The 17,094-nt window shown below is 70.6% G+C and carries 16 protein-coding genes; 14 read left to right on the top strand and 2 right to left on the bottom strand.

What is annotated here, in order from left to right:
- The first annotated feature begins 213 nt into the window (after nt 1-213).
- The 7 genes from WML84_RS05730 (at nt 214) to WML84_RS05760 (ending at nt 7,041) form a co-directional block, all read left to right on the top strand.
- Nucleotides 214-723, top strand: coding sequence for a sigma factor-like helix-turn-helix DNA-binding protein (locus tag WML84_RS05730; RefSeq protein ID WP_347345182.1), 510 nt, complete (start codon nt 214-216; stop codon nt 721-723).
- The gene (locus tag WML84_RS05735) at nt 716-1,807 is read left to right on the top strand and encodes a hypothetical protein (RefSeq protein WP_347345183.1); all 1,092 of its coding nucleotides are present in this window, start codon (nt 716-718) and stop codon (nt 1,805-1,807) included. Before WML84_RS05730 ends, WML84_RS05735 begins: the two co-directional genes overlap by 8 nt.
- A 77-nt stretch (nt 1,808-1,884) precedes the next feature.
- Nucleotides 1,885-2,208 carry a hypothetical protein gene (locus tag WML84_RS05740; RefSeq protein WP_347345184.1) on the top strand — a complete coding sequence of 108 codons (324 nt, stop codon included), beginning with the start codon at nt 1,885-1,887 and terminating at the stop codon, nt 2,206-2,208.
- Nucleotides 2,209-2,379: 171 nt separating this feature from the next.
- Nucleotides 2,380-3,120: a hypothetical protein gene (locus WML84_RS05745; RefSeq protein WP_347345185.1), complete on the top strand. Its 741-nt coding sequence runs from the start codon at nt 2,380-2,382 to the stop codon at nt 3,118-3,120.
- A gap of 26 nt (nt 3,121-3,146) precedes the next feature.
- Nucleotides 3,147-4,010 carry a hypothetical protein gene (locus WML84_RS05750; RefSeq protein ID WP_347345186.1) on the top strand — a complete coding sequence of 288 codons (864 nt, stop codon included), beginning with the start codon at nt 3,147-3,149 and terminating at the stop codon, nt 4,008-4,010.
- On the top strand, nt 4,007-5,116 hold the full coding sequence (locus WML84_RS05755; RefSeq protein ID WP_347345187.1) for a hypothetical protein: 1,110 nt from the start codon (nt 4,007-4,009) through the stop codon (nt 5,114-5,116). The genes WML84_RS05750 and WML84_RS05755 overlap by 4 nt, the downstream gene beginning before the upstream one ends.
- Nucleotides 5,113-7,041, top strand: a complete 1,929-nt coding sequence (locus WML84_RS05760) for an ABC transporter ATP-binding protein/permease (RefSeq protein ID WP_347345188.1) — start codon at nt 5,113-5,115, stop codon at nt 7,039-7,041. Before WML84_RS05755 ends, WML84_RS05760 begins: the two co-directional genes overlap by 4 nt.
- A gap of 19 nt (nt 7,042-7,060) precedes the next feature.
- Here the strand turns inward: WML84_RS05760 and WML84_RS05765 are convergent, their stop codons facing one another.
- Entirely contained in the window at nt 7,061-8,395 is a 1,335-nt protein-coding gene (locus tag WML84_RS05765) for an MFS transporter (protein WP_347345189.1), read from the bottom strand.
- 176 nt (nt 8,396-8,571) lie between these two features.
- Between WML84_RS05765 and rpsO the strand changes: the two genes are divergently transcribed.
- The 7 genes from rpsO to WML84_RS05800 all read left to right on the top strand — a co-directional run bounded on the left by rpsO (nt 8,572) and on the right by WML84_RS05800 (nt 15,892).
- Nucleotides 8,572-8,841, top strand: a complete 270-nt coding sequence (rpsO, locus tag WML84_RS05770) for a 30S ribosomal protein S15 (RefSeq protein WP_347345190.1) — start codon at nt 8,572-8,574, stop codon at nt 8,839-8,841.
- Between the two features lie 185 nt (nt 8,842-9,026).
- Complete coding sequence (locus WML84_RS05775; protein ID WP_347345191.1) at nt 9,027-10,289, top strand: adenosylhomocysteinase; 1,263 nt, start codon at nt 9,027-9,029, stop codon at nt 10,287-10,289.
- A complete protein-coding gene (locus WML84_RS05780; RefSeq protein WP_347345192.1) occupies nt 10,286-11,515 on the top strand; it encodes an adenosylhomocysteinase in 1,230 nt (409 codons plus the stop codon). Before WML84_RS05775 ends, WML84_RS05780 begins: the two co-directional genes overlap by 4 nt.
- Before the next feature lie 19 nt (nt 11,516-11,534).
- Nucleotides 11,535-12,848, top strand: a complete 1,314-nt coding sequence (locus tag WML84_RS05785; protein WP_347345193.1) for an extracellular solute-binding protein — start codon at nt 11,535-11,537, stop codon at nt 12,846-12,848.
- Entirely contained in the window at nt 12,845-13,816 is a 972-nt protein-coding gene (locus tag WML84_RS05790; protein ID WP_347345194.1) for a sugar ABC transporter permease, read from the top strand. The genes WML84_RS05785 and WML84_RS05790 overlap by 4 nt, the downstream gene beginning before the upstream one ends.
- Nucleotides 13,813-14,640: a carbohydrate ABC transporter permease gene (locus WML84_RS05795; protein ID WP_347345195.1), complete on the top strand. Its 828-nt coding sequence runs from the start codon at nt 13,813-13,815 to the stop codon at nt 14,638-14,640. The genes WML84_RS05790 and WML84_RS05795 overlap by 4 nt, the downstream gene beginning before the upstream one ends.
- Complete coding sequence (locus WML84_RS05800) at nt 14,630-15,892, top strand: amidohydrolase family protein (protein WP_347345196.1); 1,263 nt, start codon at nt 14,630-14,632, stop codon at nt 15,890-15,892. The genes WML84_RS05795 and WML84_RS05800 overlap by 11 nt, the downstream gene beginning before the upstream one ends.
- A 17-nt stretch (nt 15,893-15,909) precedes the next feature.
- Here WML84_RS05800 and WML84_RS05805 read toward each other — a convergent pair whose 3' ends face one another.
- Nucleotides 15,910-16,902 (bottom strand): LacI family DNA-binding transcriptional regulator, encoded by a 993-nt coding sequence (locus WML84_RS05805; protein ID WP_347345197.1) that lies wholly within the window; start codon nt 16,900-16,902, stop codon nt 15,910-15,912.
- Nucleotides 16,903-17,094 lie beyond the last annotated feature (192 nt).

Consider the following 17,094-nt stretch of genomic DNA (forward strand, 5'->3'; position numbering starts at 1 on the left):
GACCGGCGGCGTGCTCGTCGGCAAGGACGTCACGATCACGCTCGACCTGCAGGGCTCGCTCCAGGCCTGAGCCCCGGCGATCGAGAAGAGGGCGGATGCCGTGGCATCCGCCCTCTTCGTCATGTCTCGATGACGAGATTCCTGACGAAAGCGTCAGGATCGGGCAGTCTCGGACATAGACAGGTGAAGGCGCCGACACGTGAGAGGAGTGCGATGACGCTGTCCGCCGCGGAGTTCACCGCGCTCTACCACCAGACGCGCGGGACGGTCCGCCGCTTCGTGCGCCGTCGAGTGACGAGCGCCGAGCAGATGGAGGACATCTGTGCGGACGTCTTCGAGCTGGCGTACCGCAAGCTGCCGGCGGATCACCCGCATCCGGTCGGTTGGCTGATCCGTACCGCCGGCATCCTGATCGCCAAGACGGCGAGATTGACCGAGCGCGAGCGGGTCGCGCTTCGAGACCACGTCGTCGTGTATGGCGACGAGGTCGACGATCCGCGTCTGCGTGAGCTGGATTCCGCGTGGGCTGCGCTGCCCGAACGGCATCGCGAGGTGCTGCGGCTGACGATCTGGGACGGGCTGTCGGCGGCAGAGGCCGCGATCGTGCTGGGCTGCACCGAACAGGCGGCGTGGCAGCGCGTGAGCAGAGCCCGTGCTGCCCTGCGTGCGGCGTGGCCTTCGAGCGACCTGGAGGAAGGAGCGGAGGTGAGGATCTATGGCTGAGGAACGACTCCCTGTGTCCAGGCTCCGTGACGTGGAGCTGGACGCGCTCGTCGCGTCGCTCGATCCCCTGCAAGACGTGCCGGACGGCCCCTTGTCGGAGCGCGAGGAGGAGCTGCTGCGGCTCATCGCGGATGCCGGAAGGGCGACAGAGGAAGACACGATCGTGTCGCACAGGGCACGGCGCGGGAGAAGGCTGCGGACGGTGAGCATGCGCGCACCCCGAGGACGGGCGCGCCGACGGCTGCTCTCGGTCACGACCGCCGTCGCGCTCGTGGTGGTCGGGGGCGTCGTCGCGATGTCGCTGTTGCGGCCGTCCGACGCGGTCGCGACCGTGCCGCACCCGCTGGGTGTGACGGCGATCGAAGAGAGCGCCGACGAGGTGCTCGACGCGGCGATCGACCTGCTCTCCCGAGAGGGTGGCCCTGCCGAGGCGAAACGCGAGGCGCTGTCGATCTGGTGGAGGGTGAGCCCCGCCGATGAGAAGTGGGGGTCCACCGAGCCGCTGGTCCACCCGCACATCACCCGGTTCGACTGGAACGTGGACGGCTCGGGGCGCATGCTGACCATGAGCGCTCCGCCGTATCCATCGGACGGGTCGACGACGACGGCGGCAGATCGCACGGTGCCTCGGGTCGACACGGTCGTGGATGACACGACCTATGCGCCGGGCGAACTGGAGACACCCTTCGACGGTCTCGAACTGGGCGATTCGGTCGAAGACGTGACGAGGATTCTCCGCGTTCCAGAGAGTCCGGCGGCGTGGGAGGTCTTCCAGGGTGTGAGTAGCGCGTTCCGCTCGCTGACGCTCTCGGACGCGCAGCAGGCGCAGGTTCTGAGGTTGCTCAAGGACGCATCCGGTCTGCGGGTCATGGGCACGGCGACCGACCGCCTGGGACGGCTCGTCGTTCTTCTGGAAGCGACGACGGTCCCGGTGTCGGATGCCCGTGAGACGCTCCACCTCTCGCTCGAGACGGGCCGCATCGTCGGTGCCGAGTACTTCTTGTCCGCCCCACTGGGGAAGATCCCCGCGGGCGCGGTCGTGCTGTACACGGCCTGGGACGTGTCAGGATTCCTGCCCCAGTGACATGACCGGGTGAAGGCGAGAAGACCAGAGGCGGCACGTCTCCGGCGCGACCGCCCACGACACGGAATGGAGCTGGCATGCGAAAGATCGGTGCAGGACTGGTGGGAGTAGCGGCTGCGGCGGCGCTTGTGATTGGGGCCGCAGCTCCGGCGCAGGCGGGGGTCGTGCTCTACGAGAACACTTACTACGGCGGAGCCTGGTACGACTTCGGCTACGGCTACGTGCCGGCCTTGGGCTCTTGGAACGACCGAGCGAGCTCGGTGACCGTCTCGGGCACTCCGTACGCCGACCTGCACGAGCATGAGTACTACAAGGGTGCGTACTTGCGCTTTTCGGTGGGAACTGACCACCTCGGTGCATACGGCTATGGGTTCAATGACCGAACCAGCAGCATCTACTGAGGGAGCGTCGTGCCGAGGTATGTCGGACGCAAACTTGGCCTGGCTCGAGGTGCGCTCGTCTCGGTAGCGGTCGGAGCGCTGGTCGTCGGTAGCTGTGTGAGCTGTAGCACGCCGTCGACGAGCAGCGGGGATGTCGCGCTGGGTGAGGTGTCAATCGACGCTTACGGCGACGTGACTGCGGTGCTCGACTTCGAGGCGGGTACCGCGCGACTGCCTCTCGATGCGGTTGCGCTCGAGAGTCCCGAGGTCTACGCACGCGACTTTCATGCGCTGTGGGTCCTGATTGACGAGTGCATGGTGACGAACGGCTTCCCGGCGGTGTCTTCAACTGTGGACTGGAGCGCCGATACCGGCGGAGAAGATCGTCGATTCGGACAGTGGAGTGTGAGCCTCGCGAGCACCTACGGCCCTGACTTGCCGCCGGGCGGGAAGTCTCCACTCGTTGACACGCTAGAGCTCGGATCGGACTACAACGCTGAATTGCCGTCATGTATGGACGCAGCGAAGCAGGAAAGAGCGCAACGAACGTCGGGTGAGCAGGTACCCATGGATCGCCCCCCGGGCATTGATCGTCAGATCATCTCTGCGTCTTATGAGGCAGCACTCTCGTCAGAGGCGGGTAAGAACGCGGTCGCGCGAAGAGTCGAGTGTCTGGAGACACAGGGAATCGTCGTGAACCCGGACTCCGGCGCACCTTCGAGTGACTACTACAGCGACGATCGAACCGCGATCACGACTGCTGTCGCGGAGGCAGAGTGCAATGTTGAAACCGGAGCAGTTCAGGAACTCTTCGATCTGATGGCCCGCTACCAGGCGGCCTACATGGACCAACACGAAGCGCTGATCGTCGAGCTCGCTGCACAACGGAAAGAACTGATCAGTCAACTCGACGAGATCATTCTCGGGCAATGAGCCGATCTATCAGACGATCGCGTCGGATGGCCGCGCTCACCGTCACCGTAGTCGGGTGCGTGTTGACGAGCGGGTGTGGGCAGGTGGCTGCGGCGGACTCGTCGCAGCCACCTGCTGTCCTTCCGCCGCTGACCGCTGAGGCGATCGCGCCGTACGCTGATGTGCACGCCGTCCTGGAGGCCGAGACGGGCAGCGTGCGCACTACTCTGACCGACCAGTCCGTGGATTCGCCGGAGTTGATGACGTCGCTGCTGCACGTGCTCGCTATCGCGACCGACGAGTGCATGGTCGTCCAAGGATTCGACGCGGTAGCACCCACGATCGACTGGAGTCCCTGGCTACGCGAGAACCAACTCTTCGGTAGATGGAGCGAGTCTCTGGCTGCGGAGCACGGCCGAGATGCCGCCCCTTCAGAGTGGGCGCCGGGATCGAGGACGGCGGCGCTCGGTGTCGCGTACAACCGCGCCTTGCCGGAGTGTCAGGAGAAGGCCAGGAAGCGGTATGCAGACGACATCGCCTATCTCCGTTCCGACCAGGTTGACGTCGCCATCTTCCACGCGGCATACGCGAGCGTTCTCACCGATCCCGCTGCGCAGGCGATTCTGGAGGCTCGAGGTGCCTGCCTCGCGGCGTCCGGCGTCGCGACCGATCCCGACACGCGATTTGTCACCGACCGCTACCGCGATCGGTCGCGAGAGGAGCAGATCGAGGTCATGGTCGCGGCGACTCGATGCCAGAACGAGAACGGGGCGATTCAGGCGCTGTTCGACCTGCAGTCGCGCTACGAAGCTGCCTACGTCGATGAGTACGGGGACGAGATGGAGCGCCATCGAGCGCGGCTCGATGAGATCGCCGACAGACTGTCCAACGACCTCGAGCGGGTCTCATGATCCGGGGAGAGGTCGAGACGGGCGGATTCCGGCTCCGCCGCGTGCGCCGACCGGGCGTCGTGGTCGCCTTCGTGATCCTGATGGTCGCGCTGATCGCGGGTGCTTTCGTCGCCGGGGCGCTCCTGGTGAACCCGGCCGATCGCGCGGCGGCTCAGGCTCCGGACAGCATCCCGGTGACCTATCCGGTGGAGGAGCGCGTCGTGGCCGAGCAGCTCCGCCTGCCCGGTGCCTACCGCGAGGGCGCACGCCTGGCGTTGCACGCCGGCGCGCCGGGAGGCATCGCGGTCGTGAGCCGGGTCACGGCGACGGCGGGCACACCGCTGAACTGGGGCGACGTCGTCGGCGAGGTCTCGGGGCGGCCGCGGCTGGCGGTGCCGGCGAGCATCCCGCTGTTCCGTGACATCGCCGTGGGCGATGTCGGCGCCGACGTCGAGGCGATGGAGGGTTTCCTCGCCACGCTCGGCTACGACGTCTACGTCGACCACGAGTTCGAGGAGCGCAGCCTGTGGGCCGTCGAGGCGTGGTACGAGGCGAGGGGCTACGAGCTCGATGGCTCGGCCGTCGTCATCGGTGAGCTGATCGGGACTCCCCACGGCGGTGAGACGGTGGCGTCGGTCGCCCCTGTCGGCACCCGTCTCGGCGGAGAGACTCCACTCGTCGAGATCGAGACGACGCCTCCTGTGGTGGTCGCACGTGCGACGGTCATCCAGGCGCAGGAGCTGCAACCCGGGCAGCCGGTACGGCTGTCGTTCGGTGCGGGCGCCCCCGCCGAGACCGTCATCGCGTCGGTCGGTGCCCCGGTCGCCGACGAGTCCGGCGCGATCGGCGTCGACGTCACGGTGACGATCCCCGCCGCGCTCGCCGTCGACGCGGCGGCGGGACGTCCCGCGCTCGTCGAGGACATGACCGCCGCGGAACCGACCCTCGCCGTTCCGGTGATCGCCATCCGCCAGGAGGGCGCGGTCTCCTACGTGCTGGTGGATGCCGGTGCCGATGACCCCGCGCGCCGGGTCGAAGTGCGCGTGACGGCGCAGGCCTCGGGCTGGGCCGCGCTGGCGCCCACTGACGCCCTCACGGAGGGCGACCTCGTGAGCGTTGCGCCATGACCGACGCGCTGCTCGAGCTCGACGGCGTCACCAAGTCGTACCTCGACGACGCCGGCCAGATCCGGGCGCTGGACGACGTGACGTTCTCGATCTCGGCCGGGGAGTTCGTGGCGATCGTCGGACCGTCGGGGTCGGGCAAGTCGACGTTGCTCAACATCCTCGGCCTGCTCGACACCGCGACCGAGGGAACCTATCGGCTGAACGGCATCGACGTCTCGCGGCTTGCCGGACGCGAGGCCGATCGCCTGCGGTCGAGGGCGATCGGCTTCGTGTTCCAGTCCTCGCATCTGCTCCCGCTCCGTTCGGCCGCCGAGAACGCCGCCCTCGGACTCGGCGTGCAGGGGCTCCCGCTGCGCGAACAGACGGCCCGCGTCGGCAGCGCGCTGGATCGGCTCGGTCTCTCGCACCGCGCGGCCATGTCGGCGCGACTGCTGTCGGGCGGCGAGAAGCAGCGCGTCGCGATCGCACGAGCCATCGCCGCCGAGCCAGCACTGATCCTCGCCGACGAGCCGACCGGGGCACTGGACTCGGAGAACTCGGCCCGCATCATCACGCACCTCACGGAGCTCAATCGGCAGGGTGCGACGGTCGTCATCATCACCCACGACCCGGTCGTGGCGGCCTCAGCCGATCGCGTCATCCGGCTCGCCGACGGGCGCGTCACCGACGACACCGTGGCGCGGAGTCCGACGGAACGAGGCCTGGCGATGCCGCTGTCCGTCGCACCGGCATCCATCGCACGACGCGGTCGATCCGGGCAGATGCTCGCCGACGTCTGCGAGGCGATCTCGACGCACAGCGGCGCGCCGGCACGCGCGATGGTGCTGCTGCTGGCGTTCCTGCTCGGGGTCGGCGGCCTCGTCCTCTCGCTCGGGCTGAACCAGAGCGCCGCGGCCCAGGTCGCCGAGCGCGTGGCGACCGCGGCACTCGACGAGGTGGTCATGGCGGTGGACGACGAGCTCGCGGACCGTCCCGACACGATCGCCCGCGTCGCCGCCCTCGAAGGGGTGTCGAGCGTCGGGCGGCGTTGGAACACGGCGGCGCAGGATGCGCGGATCACACTGCTGGCGCCCGGCCTCTTCCGCGATCAGCCGGTCTTCCAAGGGCCGGTCGTGCTCGCCGACGCCGGCTACGTCGACGCCATGCAGCTGACCGTCGCGCCGGCGAGCGCGCCAGACCTGCTCGTCTCGGCCTGGGGTGCCGAGGCGGCGATTCTCGGGACGGATGCCGCGGCCGCACTCGGCGTCGCCGGAGCCGCTCCCGGGCGGTCGATCTGGGTCGACGGCAGCCCCGTCGACGTGGTGGGAATCGTCACCGCCGGCGGACGCGATCCTCTCGCCGCGAACACGGTGTTCCTCAGCCCGCGGATGAGGGATCGTCTGCACACCCAGCCGTTGGAGCTCGTGGTCAGGACGAAGAGCGGGTATCCGGCGCCGGTGGCGGAGGCGCTCCCCGCGGCGGTGAGTCCGGACAAGCCCGCGCGCGTCAAGGTCGCCCCGGTCGCCGACCTGCGCAACCTCCAGCGCGGTGTCGCCGACGATCTCGGCGCGTTGATCGGCCTCATCGCCGTCGTCATGCTGGTCCTCGCGAGCCTGAGCGCGGCGACCGCGATGTACCTGTCGGTGCGCTCGCGCCGGACCGAGGTCGCGTTGCGGCGAGCATTGGGCGCGAGCAAGGCGTCCGTCTGGCGCATGTTCGCCTTCGAGGGAATCGCGATCGGGCTGGCGGGTGGAATCGCGGGGGTCGCCGCCGGCATGACGGCGCTCGTGGTCGTCTGCGCTGCGCGGGGTTGGACGCCCGTGCTCGACGGCTCGCTCATCGTGCTGGGGCTGGCCGCGGGAGTCGTCAGCGGAGGTGTCTCCGCCCTGTATCCGGCGACGGTCGCCGCGCGGGCGCAGCCGGCCGAGGCGATCCGGGCTGACTGAGGCTTCCCGGCTCTGCGGCTCAGGGCACGGGCGCGAGCGCGTCGTACGCGCGGAAGCGCGGCGTGAGGCGCACGAGGAGCGCCACGAGGCCCATGATCAGCAACCCGCCCAGGAGCGGCGGGAACCACAGCGCGCCGAGGGTCGCGAGCGTGCCCGCGTAGAGGGCGCCCAGGCGCGGGCCGCCGGCCACCACGACGATGAAGATGCCCTGCAGGCGCCCGCGCATCGCGTCGGGCACCGCGGTCTGCATCATCGTGGAGCGGTAGATCGCGCTCACGTTGTCGGAGCCGCCGGCGACCGCGAGGCACGCGAACGCGACGCCGATGAGCACGAGGTTCGCGTGCGACTCGTCGAGGGATGCCGGTGCGAACCAGCCCAGCGCCGCGGCCAGCATCACGGCGCCGAACGCGACGACGGACGCCCCGTAGACGAGGATCGCGCGCTCGATGCCGAGGCCGTGCCAGCGGTAGCGCCCGATCGGGCCGGAGAACAGGCTCGAGACGAACGCGCCGAACGCGTAGGCCGCGGTGAGCGCGCCGGTGGTGATGGGCCCGCCGCCGAGGAGCACGGCCCCGATCGCGGGGAAGAGCGCCATCGGCTGCCCGAACGTCATCGCGACGATGTCGAGCACGTACTGCAGCCGGATGTTGGGCGCGCGCTTGAGAAACGCGATGCCGTCGCGCAGCGACTCCAGGCCCGGTCGCGCCAGCTCGCCCTCGGGGCGGACGCTCGGGAGGGCCCACAGGCCGAGGAACAGCGACAGCATGAGGACGACGTCGACGGTGTACGTCCACGCGTAGCCGACGAGCGCGACCAGCACGCCCGCCAGCGCCGGTCCCGCCATGACCATGATGCCGACCGTGATGCCCTGGAGCGCCGCCGCCGCGGGCAGCAGCTCGCGGGGGAGGAGCCGGGGCGTGATCGCCGACTTCGTCGCCATGACGATGGAGTTGGCCGCCGAGTTGACGACGCTGAGCACGTACAGCCACCACACCGTCTCGAGGTGGCTCCACGCGAGCGCCGCGAGGAGCCCGGTGGACGCGAACGTGACGGTCGCCGCGATCAGCGCCACGAGGCGGCGGTCGAACGCGTCGGCGAGCATGCCGCCGTAGAGCCCCGCGAGGACCATGGGCACGAGCCCCGCGACCGCGATCATCGAGACCGCGAGGGTCGAGCCGGTCAGCTCGTACATGTGCAGCATGATCGCGACGAGCGTGAGCTGGCCGCCGAGCCCCGACAGCGTAGATCCGATCCACAGCCGCGCGAACGGCGGGCTCACGCGGAACGGGCGCAGGTCGATGAAGTGGTCGCGGCTGAGGCGGGGCACCCGGGTGGGGCGTCGTTCGCGGGTCATGCGGCGGCCCGGCGGATCGTCGGGGGAGCGGGGTGCGGCACCCGTCGAGGCTACGCGCTCCCACGGCATCCGCTCTGCTGGTAGGCTCTTCAGGTTGCCGTTGGATCGGCCGCGGAGAAAGAGAGCCCACGGAACAGCCGTCGGGCACCGCGCAACAAGCAGGAAGGGGATCACCTATGGCACTGGATGCAGAGGTCAAGAAGGCGATCATCGACGAGTACGCGACGCACCCCGGTGACACCGGATCCCCCGAGGTGCAGGTGGCGATGCTGACGCAGCGCATCAAGGACCTGACCGAGCACCTCAAGGAGCACAAGCACGACCACCACTCGCGTCGTGGCCTGTTCCTGCTCGTGGGTCAGCGCCGTCGCCTCCTCGGCTACCTCCAGGACATCGACATCGAGCGCTACCGCTCGCTGATCGAGCGCCTGGGGCTCCGCCGATAAGGCAGCGCCGCCCAGCGTATATCGCGCTTCTTCCGAAGGCCGTCCCAGGTGTGGGGCGGCCTTCGTCGGTTCGGCTACGATGAGGGCACCGATGCTGACCGAACCGATGATCGGCCTGCGCGATCTAAGCGCTTAGCCGTCCGGGTGCACCCACCCCCGCGCCCCGGTGTACACGAGAACGATCTATGAACCCGCAGTCAGGGGCCGCCACGAAGGCGGCCATCGGCCGAGACCGCATCGAATGGGTGCGTCGGCATTCCCCCGTCCTCGACGGCTTCGTCCGCGAGCGCATCGGCGACGGCTCCCTCGAGGGGGTGACGATCGCGGTCGTGGTGCACCTCGAGGCGAAGACCGCGTTCCTCGCCACGGTGCTCGCCGACGCGGGAGCGAACGTCATCGCGGCGGGGAGCAACCCCCGCACGACCAGCGGCGACGTGGTCGAGGCGCTCCGTGAACGCGGCATCGTCGTCGTCGCCGACGCCGGCGGCGACTACGACAGCTGGGAGCGCGAGCTGCTGGCGGCCGCCGACCACGCGCCGGACTACGTCATCGACGACGGGGCCGAGCTCACGATGCGCATGAGCAGGCACCGCCCGGCGTTGTACGCGCGCCTGAAGGGCGTGTCGGAGGAGACCACCACCGGCACCGCGCGCCTGCATGCGATGCACGCCGCGGGGCGCCTGCCTTTCCCCGCGCTCACCGCCAACGACGCGCGGTGCAAGCACCTGTTCGACAACAAGTTCGGCACCGGGCAGACCACGGTGCAGGCGCTCCTGCGCCTCACCAACCGGCAGATCGCCGGCGCCGGGTTCGCGGTGGTCGGGTACGGCTACGTGGGGCGCGGCATCGCGCAGTACGCGAAGGCGATGGGTGCCCGCACGATCGTCGTCGAGACCGATCCGGTGCGCTCCCTCGAGGCGCACATGGACGGCCACGTCGTCGGAGCGGCGCGCGACGTGCTCCCGGAGGCGTCGTTCGTGGTCACCGGCACCGGCGGCATGCGGGCCGTGGGCGCCCGCGACCTGCCGTACCTGCGCGGCGACGTGGTGCTCGCCAACGCCGGCCACCACGACCTCGAAGTCGACGTCGAGGCGATCGCCGCCGCCGCCACCGCGGTATCGTCGCCGCGCGACCAGATCGACACGTACCGAGTGGACGGCCGAGACCTGCACGTGCTCTCCGGCGGCGCGCTCGTGAACATCGCCGGAGGCAGCGGCCACCCCGTCGAGATCATGGACCTCACCTTCGCCGTGCAGGGACTGGGGGCGCACCACCTCGTCACGACCGACCTCGCCCCCGGTGTCCACATCATCCCCAAGGAGCTCGACGACGCGATCGCTGCGGCCAAGCTCGCCAGCCTCGGCGTCGTGCTCGACCCGATGCGCCCCGAGCAGGAGGACGACGCGGCCGCGTGGCTCGAGGACCTCGAGGAAGGAGACGTCCGATGACCGTCGAGTTCGACCGGAGCGCCGATGCCGGCGCCCGCCGCATCGGCTGGGCGTCGCGCGGGATGCCGGTGCTGCACGCCATCTCGGAACGCCTCGCATCGGACGGGGCGCTGCGGGGCCTGCGCGTGGGCGTGGGGCTCGTACTCGAGCCGAAGACCGCCAACCTCGCCCTCGCCCTCCGCGACGCGGGAGCGGAGGTCAGCGTATACTGCGGCGGCCACTCCACCGACCAGGCGACCGCCGACGCGCTCGCCGCCGCGGGCGTCGCGGTCTTCGCCGAGGAGGGCGCCACCGAGCAACGCGACGAGGAGCTGGTCCGCGCGTACCTCGCCACCGACCCCGACATCCTCCTCGACGACGGCGCGTCGGTCATCCGTCTGGCCCACCGCGAGTTCCCGGAGCTCGTCGACCGGCTCCTCGGCGCCGCGGAGGAGACCACGAGCGGCGTGCGGCCCCTGCGCGCCATGCACGCCGACGGCGCGCTACGCATCCCGGTCATCGCCGTCAACGACGCGAAGACGAAGTACCTCTTCGACAACGTCTACGGCACCGGGCAGTCCTGCGTCATGACGCTCCTCGACGTCACCAACCTCCAGCTAGCCGGCCGCGTCGTGGTCGTCGTCGGCTATGGGTGGGTCGGCAACGGCGTCGCCCGCCACGCCGCGGCGCTCGGCGCCCGCGTCGTCGTCGTCGAGCTCGACCCGATCAAGGCGCTGCAGGCGATCCACGACGGCCATCGCGTCATGAGCCTCCGCGAGGCCGCTCCGAAGGCCGAGGTGGTCTTCGCCGCCACGGGCATCGCCGGTGCGGTGACCGCGGCGCACGCCGACCTCATGCCCGACGGCGTCATCCTGTGCACCGCCGGCGGCGGCGCGTTCGAGCTGCCCATGGCCGAGCTCGACGCGCTCGGCACCGCGAGCGTCGTGCGCGCAGGCGTCACGCAGTACGTGCAGCCCTCCGGGCGGACCGTGCTCGTCATCAGCGAGGGCGACTGCCTCAACTGCGCCGACGGCGAGGGCAACCCGATCGAGGTCATGGACCTGTCGCTGTCGTTGCAGGCGCTCGCCGCCGAGCAGATCGCGACGACCGCGCGCCACTGGGAGCCCGGCGTCTATGCCGTCTCGGGCGACGTCGAGAACGAGGTCGCCCTCATCCGTCTCCGGCACGAGGGCGCGACCCTCGAACCCCTCACCGACGAGCTGGCCGCGGCCCTCCGCAGCTGGTGACACGAAAGGAAAGCACCACGTGAACGCACGCACCCCCCGGCGCGGCGGCCTTGCCGTCGCCGCGCTCACGGCAGCCGCCATCGCCCTCGCGGGCTGCGCCGAGGGCGGCGGAAGCGCCCCCGCCGGCGCCCTCGACCCGGCGAACGTCCCGGAGGAGGACGCGACGATCACGGTGTGGTCGTTCCTGCCCGACAACTACGACGGCGGCGAGGCCGCGTACGAGGACGTGCTCGCGGCCTTCGAGGCGAAGTACCCGCAGGTCACGGTGGATCTGAAGACCATGCCGTACCCGACGTACTTCGACCAGGTGCGCAACGCCACGGTCGCGCGCAAGGGCCCGGACGTCATCACGATGTACGGTGGCGCGCAGGCCTACAGCTACCGCAACGGGCTGCAGCCGCTACAGGACGCGATGCTCCCCGAGGTGGAGGAGGACCTCAAGTTCGTCCCGGAGAACTTCTCCAAGGACGGCAACCTCTACATCCTCCCCACCGGCACGTACGGCTACGCGCTGCTCGTGAATCAGGACCTGTTCGCCCAGGCGGGCATCGACCCGACCGTCGGGCTCGCCGACTGGGACAGCCTGCTCGCCACGTGCACCGCCCTCGCGTCCGCGGGCGTCCAGCCGATGGCCGCCGGATGGAAGGACGGCTACCTCTTCGAGACGTTCATGTACATGATCTCCAGCCAGATCATGGATGCCGAGACGCTCGACCGCTGGGTCGCTGGCGAGATCCCGGTCGACGACGAGATCTTCACCGCCGCGACCGACCGGATCCTCGAGCTGCGCGACGCGGGCTGCTTCGGCGGCGAGAAGTACCTCGGGCTGAACATGTACGACGACGCGTTCAACGAGTTCTACTCCGGCCAGGCGGCGATGTTCTCCACCGGCTCGCTGAGCACCGCGTCGACGGCAGTCGAGACCGTTCCGAGTACGACCGTCATGGCGCTGCCCCAGGTTCCCGAGTCCGCGCACGAGGCCCTCATCGACGCCGGGGCCGAGGCGGGCTGGGCCGTCACGACGTGGACGAAGCACCCGGCCGCGGCGGCCGCGTTCGCGAACTTCATGGCCGGCACCGAGGCGCAGCAGATCCTGTGGGACTCGGTGGGCGTGCCGCCGAACCTCAAGAGCCTGTCGGTCGAGGGCCGTACCGACATCCAGAAGGCGTTCCTGCCGCTCATGCAGAACGACGAGAACCACACCGGCTTCGCCTCGTTCCCGCTCACGGTGCTGGCCGTGTACGAGCGCAACGCGGCGCCGCTCATGAGCGGCAGCATGACCGCCGGCGAGTTCACCGAGCAGGCCCAGTCCGCGTTCGCGAAGAGCAAGTGACCGGCCGACCACGTCAGACGCACGAGGTGGGGGAGCGCGCCGCTCGGCGCGCTCCCCGCCCGCGTCGCGAGAGCAGGCTGCCGAGCGGCGCCCTGCTCTTCCTCGTCCCGCTCGTCGTGCTCGAGATCGCGGTCTTCTTCCTCCCGCTCGCCTATCTGCTCTTCCGCTCCTTCTACGACTGGCAGCCCGGGGGCGTCTCGACGTTCATCGGCGTCGGGAACTACGCCGAGCTGTTCGTCGACCCGGAGTTCTGGCAGGTCGTCGGCAACCAGCTCTTCTATCTGATCGGCCTGCCGCTGTGGGTCGTCGCCCCGCTCGTGGTGGCCTATCTCCTCCGTGAGAACGTCGCCCGCCCGGGTCTGTGGCGGTCGATCTACTTCTTCCCCGCCGTGATGTCGCCGGCCATCGTCGGCCTGGTCTTCCGCTCGCTCCTGTCCACGAGCGGACCCGTCGACAGCCTCCTGCGCGGTCTCGGTCTCGACGCCCTCGCACTGCCCTGGCTCACCGACGAGGACCTCGTCAAGCCGGTGATCATCGTGCTCGTGCTCTGGGCCGGCTTCGGCACCGGCGTGCTGATCTTCTCGGCCGCCCTCGGCGCCGTGCCGCAGGAGATCTTCGAGGCCGCGCGCCTGGACGGCGCCGGCTTTTGGAAGGAGCTGTGGCACATCGCCGCGCCCTGCATCCGCCCCACCGTCGTGCTGTGGACGATGTTCCAGGTCATCTCGATCTTCCTCTTCATGTTCTCGTGGATCTACGTCCTCACCGGCGGCGGACCGGGGCTCGCCAGTGCGACGCTCGACTTCGCGATCTACCAGAAGTTCATGCGCTTCGGGTTCTTCGGGGCCGCCGCCGCCGAGTCGGTCGTGCTCATCGTCATGATCGTGCTGGTGCCGGTGATCGGGCTGATCGTGCCGCGCCTCTTCCGCGCGGTCAGCGGCCCCGGCCGGCGTGAGGAGGACCGGGCATGAGCATGAAGAGCGTGCGCCGCGTCAAGACCACCCTCGCGGCCCTGATCGCCATCCCCTTCGTCGTGCCGTTCGTGTTCCTCGTCGGCACCGCCGTCCGCACGCGCGAGGACTACATCTCCGCTCCTGGCGGCCTGCCCCGTTCGTTCACGATCGACAACATCGTCGAGGCCTGGACCGAGGCCGATCTCGGACGCGCGCTCCTGAACACGCTCGTCGTGTGCGTCGTCGCGTGCCTGGTGTGCACGCTGACGGCGCTCGCGGGCGCCTACTGGTTCCGACTGCACTCGGGCCGCGTCGCCGAGGGCCTGCGCTGGATCCTCGTGGCCGGGTACTCGATCCCCATGATCGCCTGGCTCATCCCGGTCTTCGTGATCCTCGCCGGCGGCGGCATGACCGACAACCTGGTGATGGCGGGGATCGTCAACGGCGTCTCGAGCCTGCCGTTCGCGCTCTACCTCGTGCACACGTTCTACGGGCAGGTGCTCACGAGCGAGCTCATGGAGGCCGCGACCCTCGACGGCGCCGGCGTGCTCCGGATCTTCCGCTCGATCGCCGTGCCGCTCGCGCTCCCCGCGGTCGCCTCGGTGGTGGCGCTCGTGTTCGTGTGGACCTTCGGTGACCTGCTCGTCTCGGCCACCCTCCTCCAGGGCGATCCGTCCGTCTACACCATGACGCTCGCAGCGACCTCGCTGTCGACACGGGAGGACGTGAACCTGCAGGGCCAGGCGGCCGCCGCGCTCGTGGCGCTCCTGCCCACGCTCGTCGTGTTCTTCGCGGCGCAGAAGGCGCTCGCGAAGGGCTTCGGGGGCGTCAGTGACAAGTGAGGTCTACGCCGCCGACTGGGTGCTCCCGGTGGTGTCGCCGCCGATCCGTGCCGGCGCGGTCGTCGTCGACGGTGATCGCGTCGCATGGGTGGGGTCGCTCGACGAGCTTCCCGAGCGGTGGCAGGGCGTCGACGCGCGGCGGCGCCGCGGCATCCTGACCCCGGGGCTCGTCAACGCGCACACGCACCTGCAGTACACCGGCTTCGACGAGGTCGGCGCGGGCGCCTACGACAGCTTCGAGGACTGGTCCGACGCGTTCGGTCGCGTGTACGACGTCGTCGACCCGGCGTCGTGGTGGCCGGCCGCGCTCGCCGGCGCCCGGGAGGCGGTCGCCTCGGGCACCACCGTCTTCGCCGAGATCGTCACCGACGACGAGGCGCGCGGCGCGCTCGGCGCGGTGGGGGCGGGCGGCATCGAGTATCTCGAGGCGATCGGCCAGTTCGAGCGCGCGTGGGCGGAGGGCGGGCGAGCCGACTACCTCGCGTGGCTCGACGCCGAGACCGCGTTCCGCCGCGGAGTCTCGCCTCATGCGGCATACAGCCTCGACGGATCGGTGATCCGCGAGCTCATCGAGATCGCCCGGAAGCGGGGACTGCGGCTGCACTCCCACTTGGGAGAGTCGTCGGTGGAGGCCGAGCTGTACCGCCACGGCGACCGCCGCGTCCTCGCGGCGTACGGCGACCTCCGCGATGAGTTCGAGCTGGTCCGCACCGGCGGTGCAGGCGACACGACGGGTGGCTACGCCGACTCGGTCGGGCTCCTGTGCGAGACGATGCACGTCGCTCACGCGATCTACCTCGACCGCGACGACCGCGACCTGCTGCTGCGGCGGGGCACCCGCGTGGTGCTGTGCCCGCGCTCGAACGCCGTCATCGGGCTCGACGAGGCGCCGGTCGCCGCCTACCTCCGCGAGGGGCACGACATCGCGGTGGGCACCGACTCGCGGGCCTCGTCGCCGTCGCTCGACCTGCTCGCCGACGTGCGCGAGCTCCACCGCATCGCCCGCTCGCAGGGGTATGGCGACGCGGATCTCTCTCGCCGGCTCGTCCGCGCCGCGACCCTCGGCGGCGCGCGCGCGATGGGCCTGGATGCCGGGGGCTACGGCGTGCTCGCCCCGGGCGGACCCGCCGACCTCGCGCTGTTCGACGTCGACGTGAACGGCCACGACGTGGAGGAGGCGCTCGTGCTCGCCGGTGCGGGCAGCTGCGTGCTGGCGGTGTGCGCCGGTGCGGTGCTGCACGGGTCGGCCTGACCGCCCCGGCCACGGGCTCAGTGCGGACCGCAGGTCTCGCCCAGCACGAGCGTGGTCCGGAGCACCCGCCGCGCGGGCGCGGAGCCGGCGCGGGCGGCGGCCAGCGCGTCGAACGCCGCGGAGACGAGCGTCGCGAGCGGGGCGGCAGCCGTGGTCAGCCGCACGCTGCCGTTCAGCGCCTCCTGGATGCCGTCGAACCCGACGACCGCGAGGTCCGTGGGAAGGCGCAGGCCGAGCTCGCCCGCCACGCGCACGGCGGCGAGCGCCTGCTCGTCGGTCGTCACGAACAGGGCGCGTGGCCGCTCGGGGCCGGCGAGGATCGCATGCAGCGCCGCGGCCGCCTCGAAGCGCACGAACGAGACACGGTGGAGGAGACCCTCGCCGGAGCGGCCGGCCTCTCGCAGCGCCCGGCGCCATCCCGCCACACGGCGGCCGGCGGGTCCGAAGTCGTCGGGCCCCGTCACGCAGTGCACCTCGGCGAAGCCGTGCGCCAGGAGGTGCCGGGTCGCGGAGGCAGCGCCCTCCTCGTCGTCGAGCAGGACGGCCGAGTCCTCCGCCCCGCGCGGCGCCGAGTGGAGGTAGACGAGCGGGCAGTCAGGGGCGGGCCCCGGCGCCGGCGCGATGCTCGTGACGAGGATCCCGCTCGGCCGGAGGTCGGAGAACGCGGCGAGGTAGTCGCGCTCGGTGCTGGTGTCGTACGCCGTGTTGCCGAGCAGGGTGAGGAGCGCCCGGCGCCGCGCCTCGCCCTCCACGTGACGTGCGAGCTCGCCGAAGAACGCGTTCGACGAGTCGGGGACGAGGAGGCCCACGAGGTCGGTGCGACCCGAGCTCAGCGCACCGGCGAGGGCGTTGCGGCGGTAGCCGAGCTCGGCGATGGCCCGCTCCACACGCTCACGGGTGGCCGGAGCCACCGCGCGCGGTCCGTCGTTGACCACATAGCTGACCACCGCCGTCGACGTTCCCGCGCGCGCGGCCACGTCGGCGAGCGTCGGGCGGCGCGGCGGGTTCACCACCCCACCCTAGATGTCGCCGCGGATCCCGTCGTGTGCGGACGTCCCGTGCGCCGGATGCTCGCCACGGTCGGACCGGCGCCGATTACTCTGGTGCCATGCCTCCGCAGCGCACGATCCTCGCCGCCGCAGCGCTGGCCGTCTCGGCGCTCGTCGCGCTGACCGGCTGCACGATGTCGTCCGGCGGCGGTG

It is taken from the genome of Microbacterium sp. (assembly GCF_039812165.1).
Taxonomy (GTDB): domain Bacteria; phylum Actinomycetota; class Actinomycetes; order Actinomycetales; family Microbacteriaceae; genus Microbacterium.

Excerpts from the sequence above, each read along its gene's own strand:
- WML84_RS05775 (WP_347345191.1), top strand. The coding sequence starts at position 9,027 with ATGAACCCGCAGTCAGGGGCCGCCACGAAGGCGGCCATCGGCCGAGAC.
- WML84_RS05780 (WP_347345192.1), top strand. The coding sequence starts at position 10,286 with ATGACCGTCGAGTTCGACCGGAGCGCCGATGCCGGCGCCCGCCGCATC.
- WML84_RS05750 (WP_347345186.1), top strand. The coding sequence starts at position 3,147 with ATGGCCGCGCTCACCGTCACCGTAGTCGGGTGCGTGTTGACGAGCGGG.
- rpsO (WP_347345190.1), top strand. The coding sequence starts at position 8,572 with ATGGCACTGGATGCAGAGGTCAAGAAGGCGATCATCGACGAGTACGCG.
- WML84_RS05740 (WP_347345184.1), top strand. The coding sequence starts at position 1,885 with ATGCGAAAGATCGGTGCAGGACTGGTGGGAGTAGCGGCTGCGGCGGCG.
- WML84_RS05795 (WP_347345195.1), top strand. The coding sequence starts at position 13,813 with ATGAGCATGAAGAGCGTGCGCCGCGTCAAGACCACCCTCGCGGCCCTG.
- WML84_RS05735 (WP_347345183.1), top strand. The coding sequence starts at position 716 with ATGGCTGAGGAACGACTCCCTGTGTCCAGGCTCCGTGACGTGGAGCTG.
- WML84_RS05755 (WP_347345187.1), top strand. The coding sequence starts at position 4,007 with ATGATCCGGGGAGAGGTCGAGACGGGCGGATTCCGGCTCCGCCGCGTG.
- WML84_RS05760 (WP_347345188.1), top strand. The coding sequence starts at position 5,113 with ATGACCGACGCGCTGCTCGAGCTCGACGGCGTCACCAAGTCGTACCTC.
- WML84_RS05730 (WP_347345182.1), top strand. The coding sequence starts at position 214 with ATGACGCTGTCCGCCGCGGAGTTCACCGCGCTCTACCACCAGACGCGC.
- WML84_RS05765 (WP_347345189.1), bottom strand. The coding sequence starts at position 8,395 with ATGACCCGCGAACGACGCCCCACCCGGGTGCCCCGCCTCAGCCGCGAC.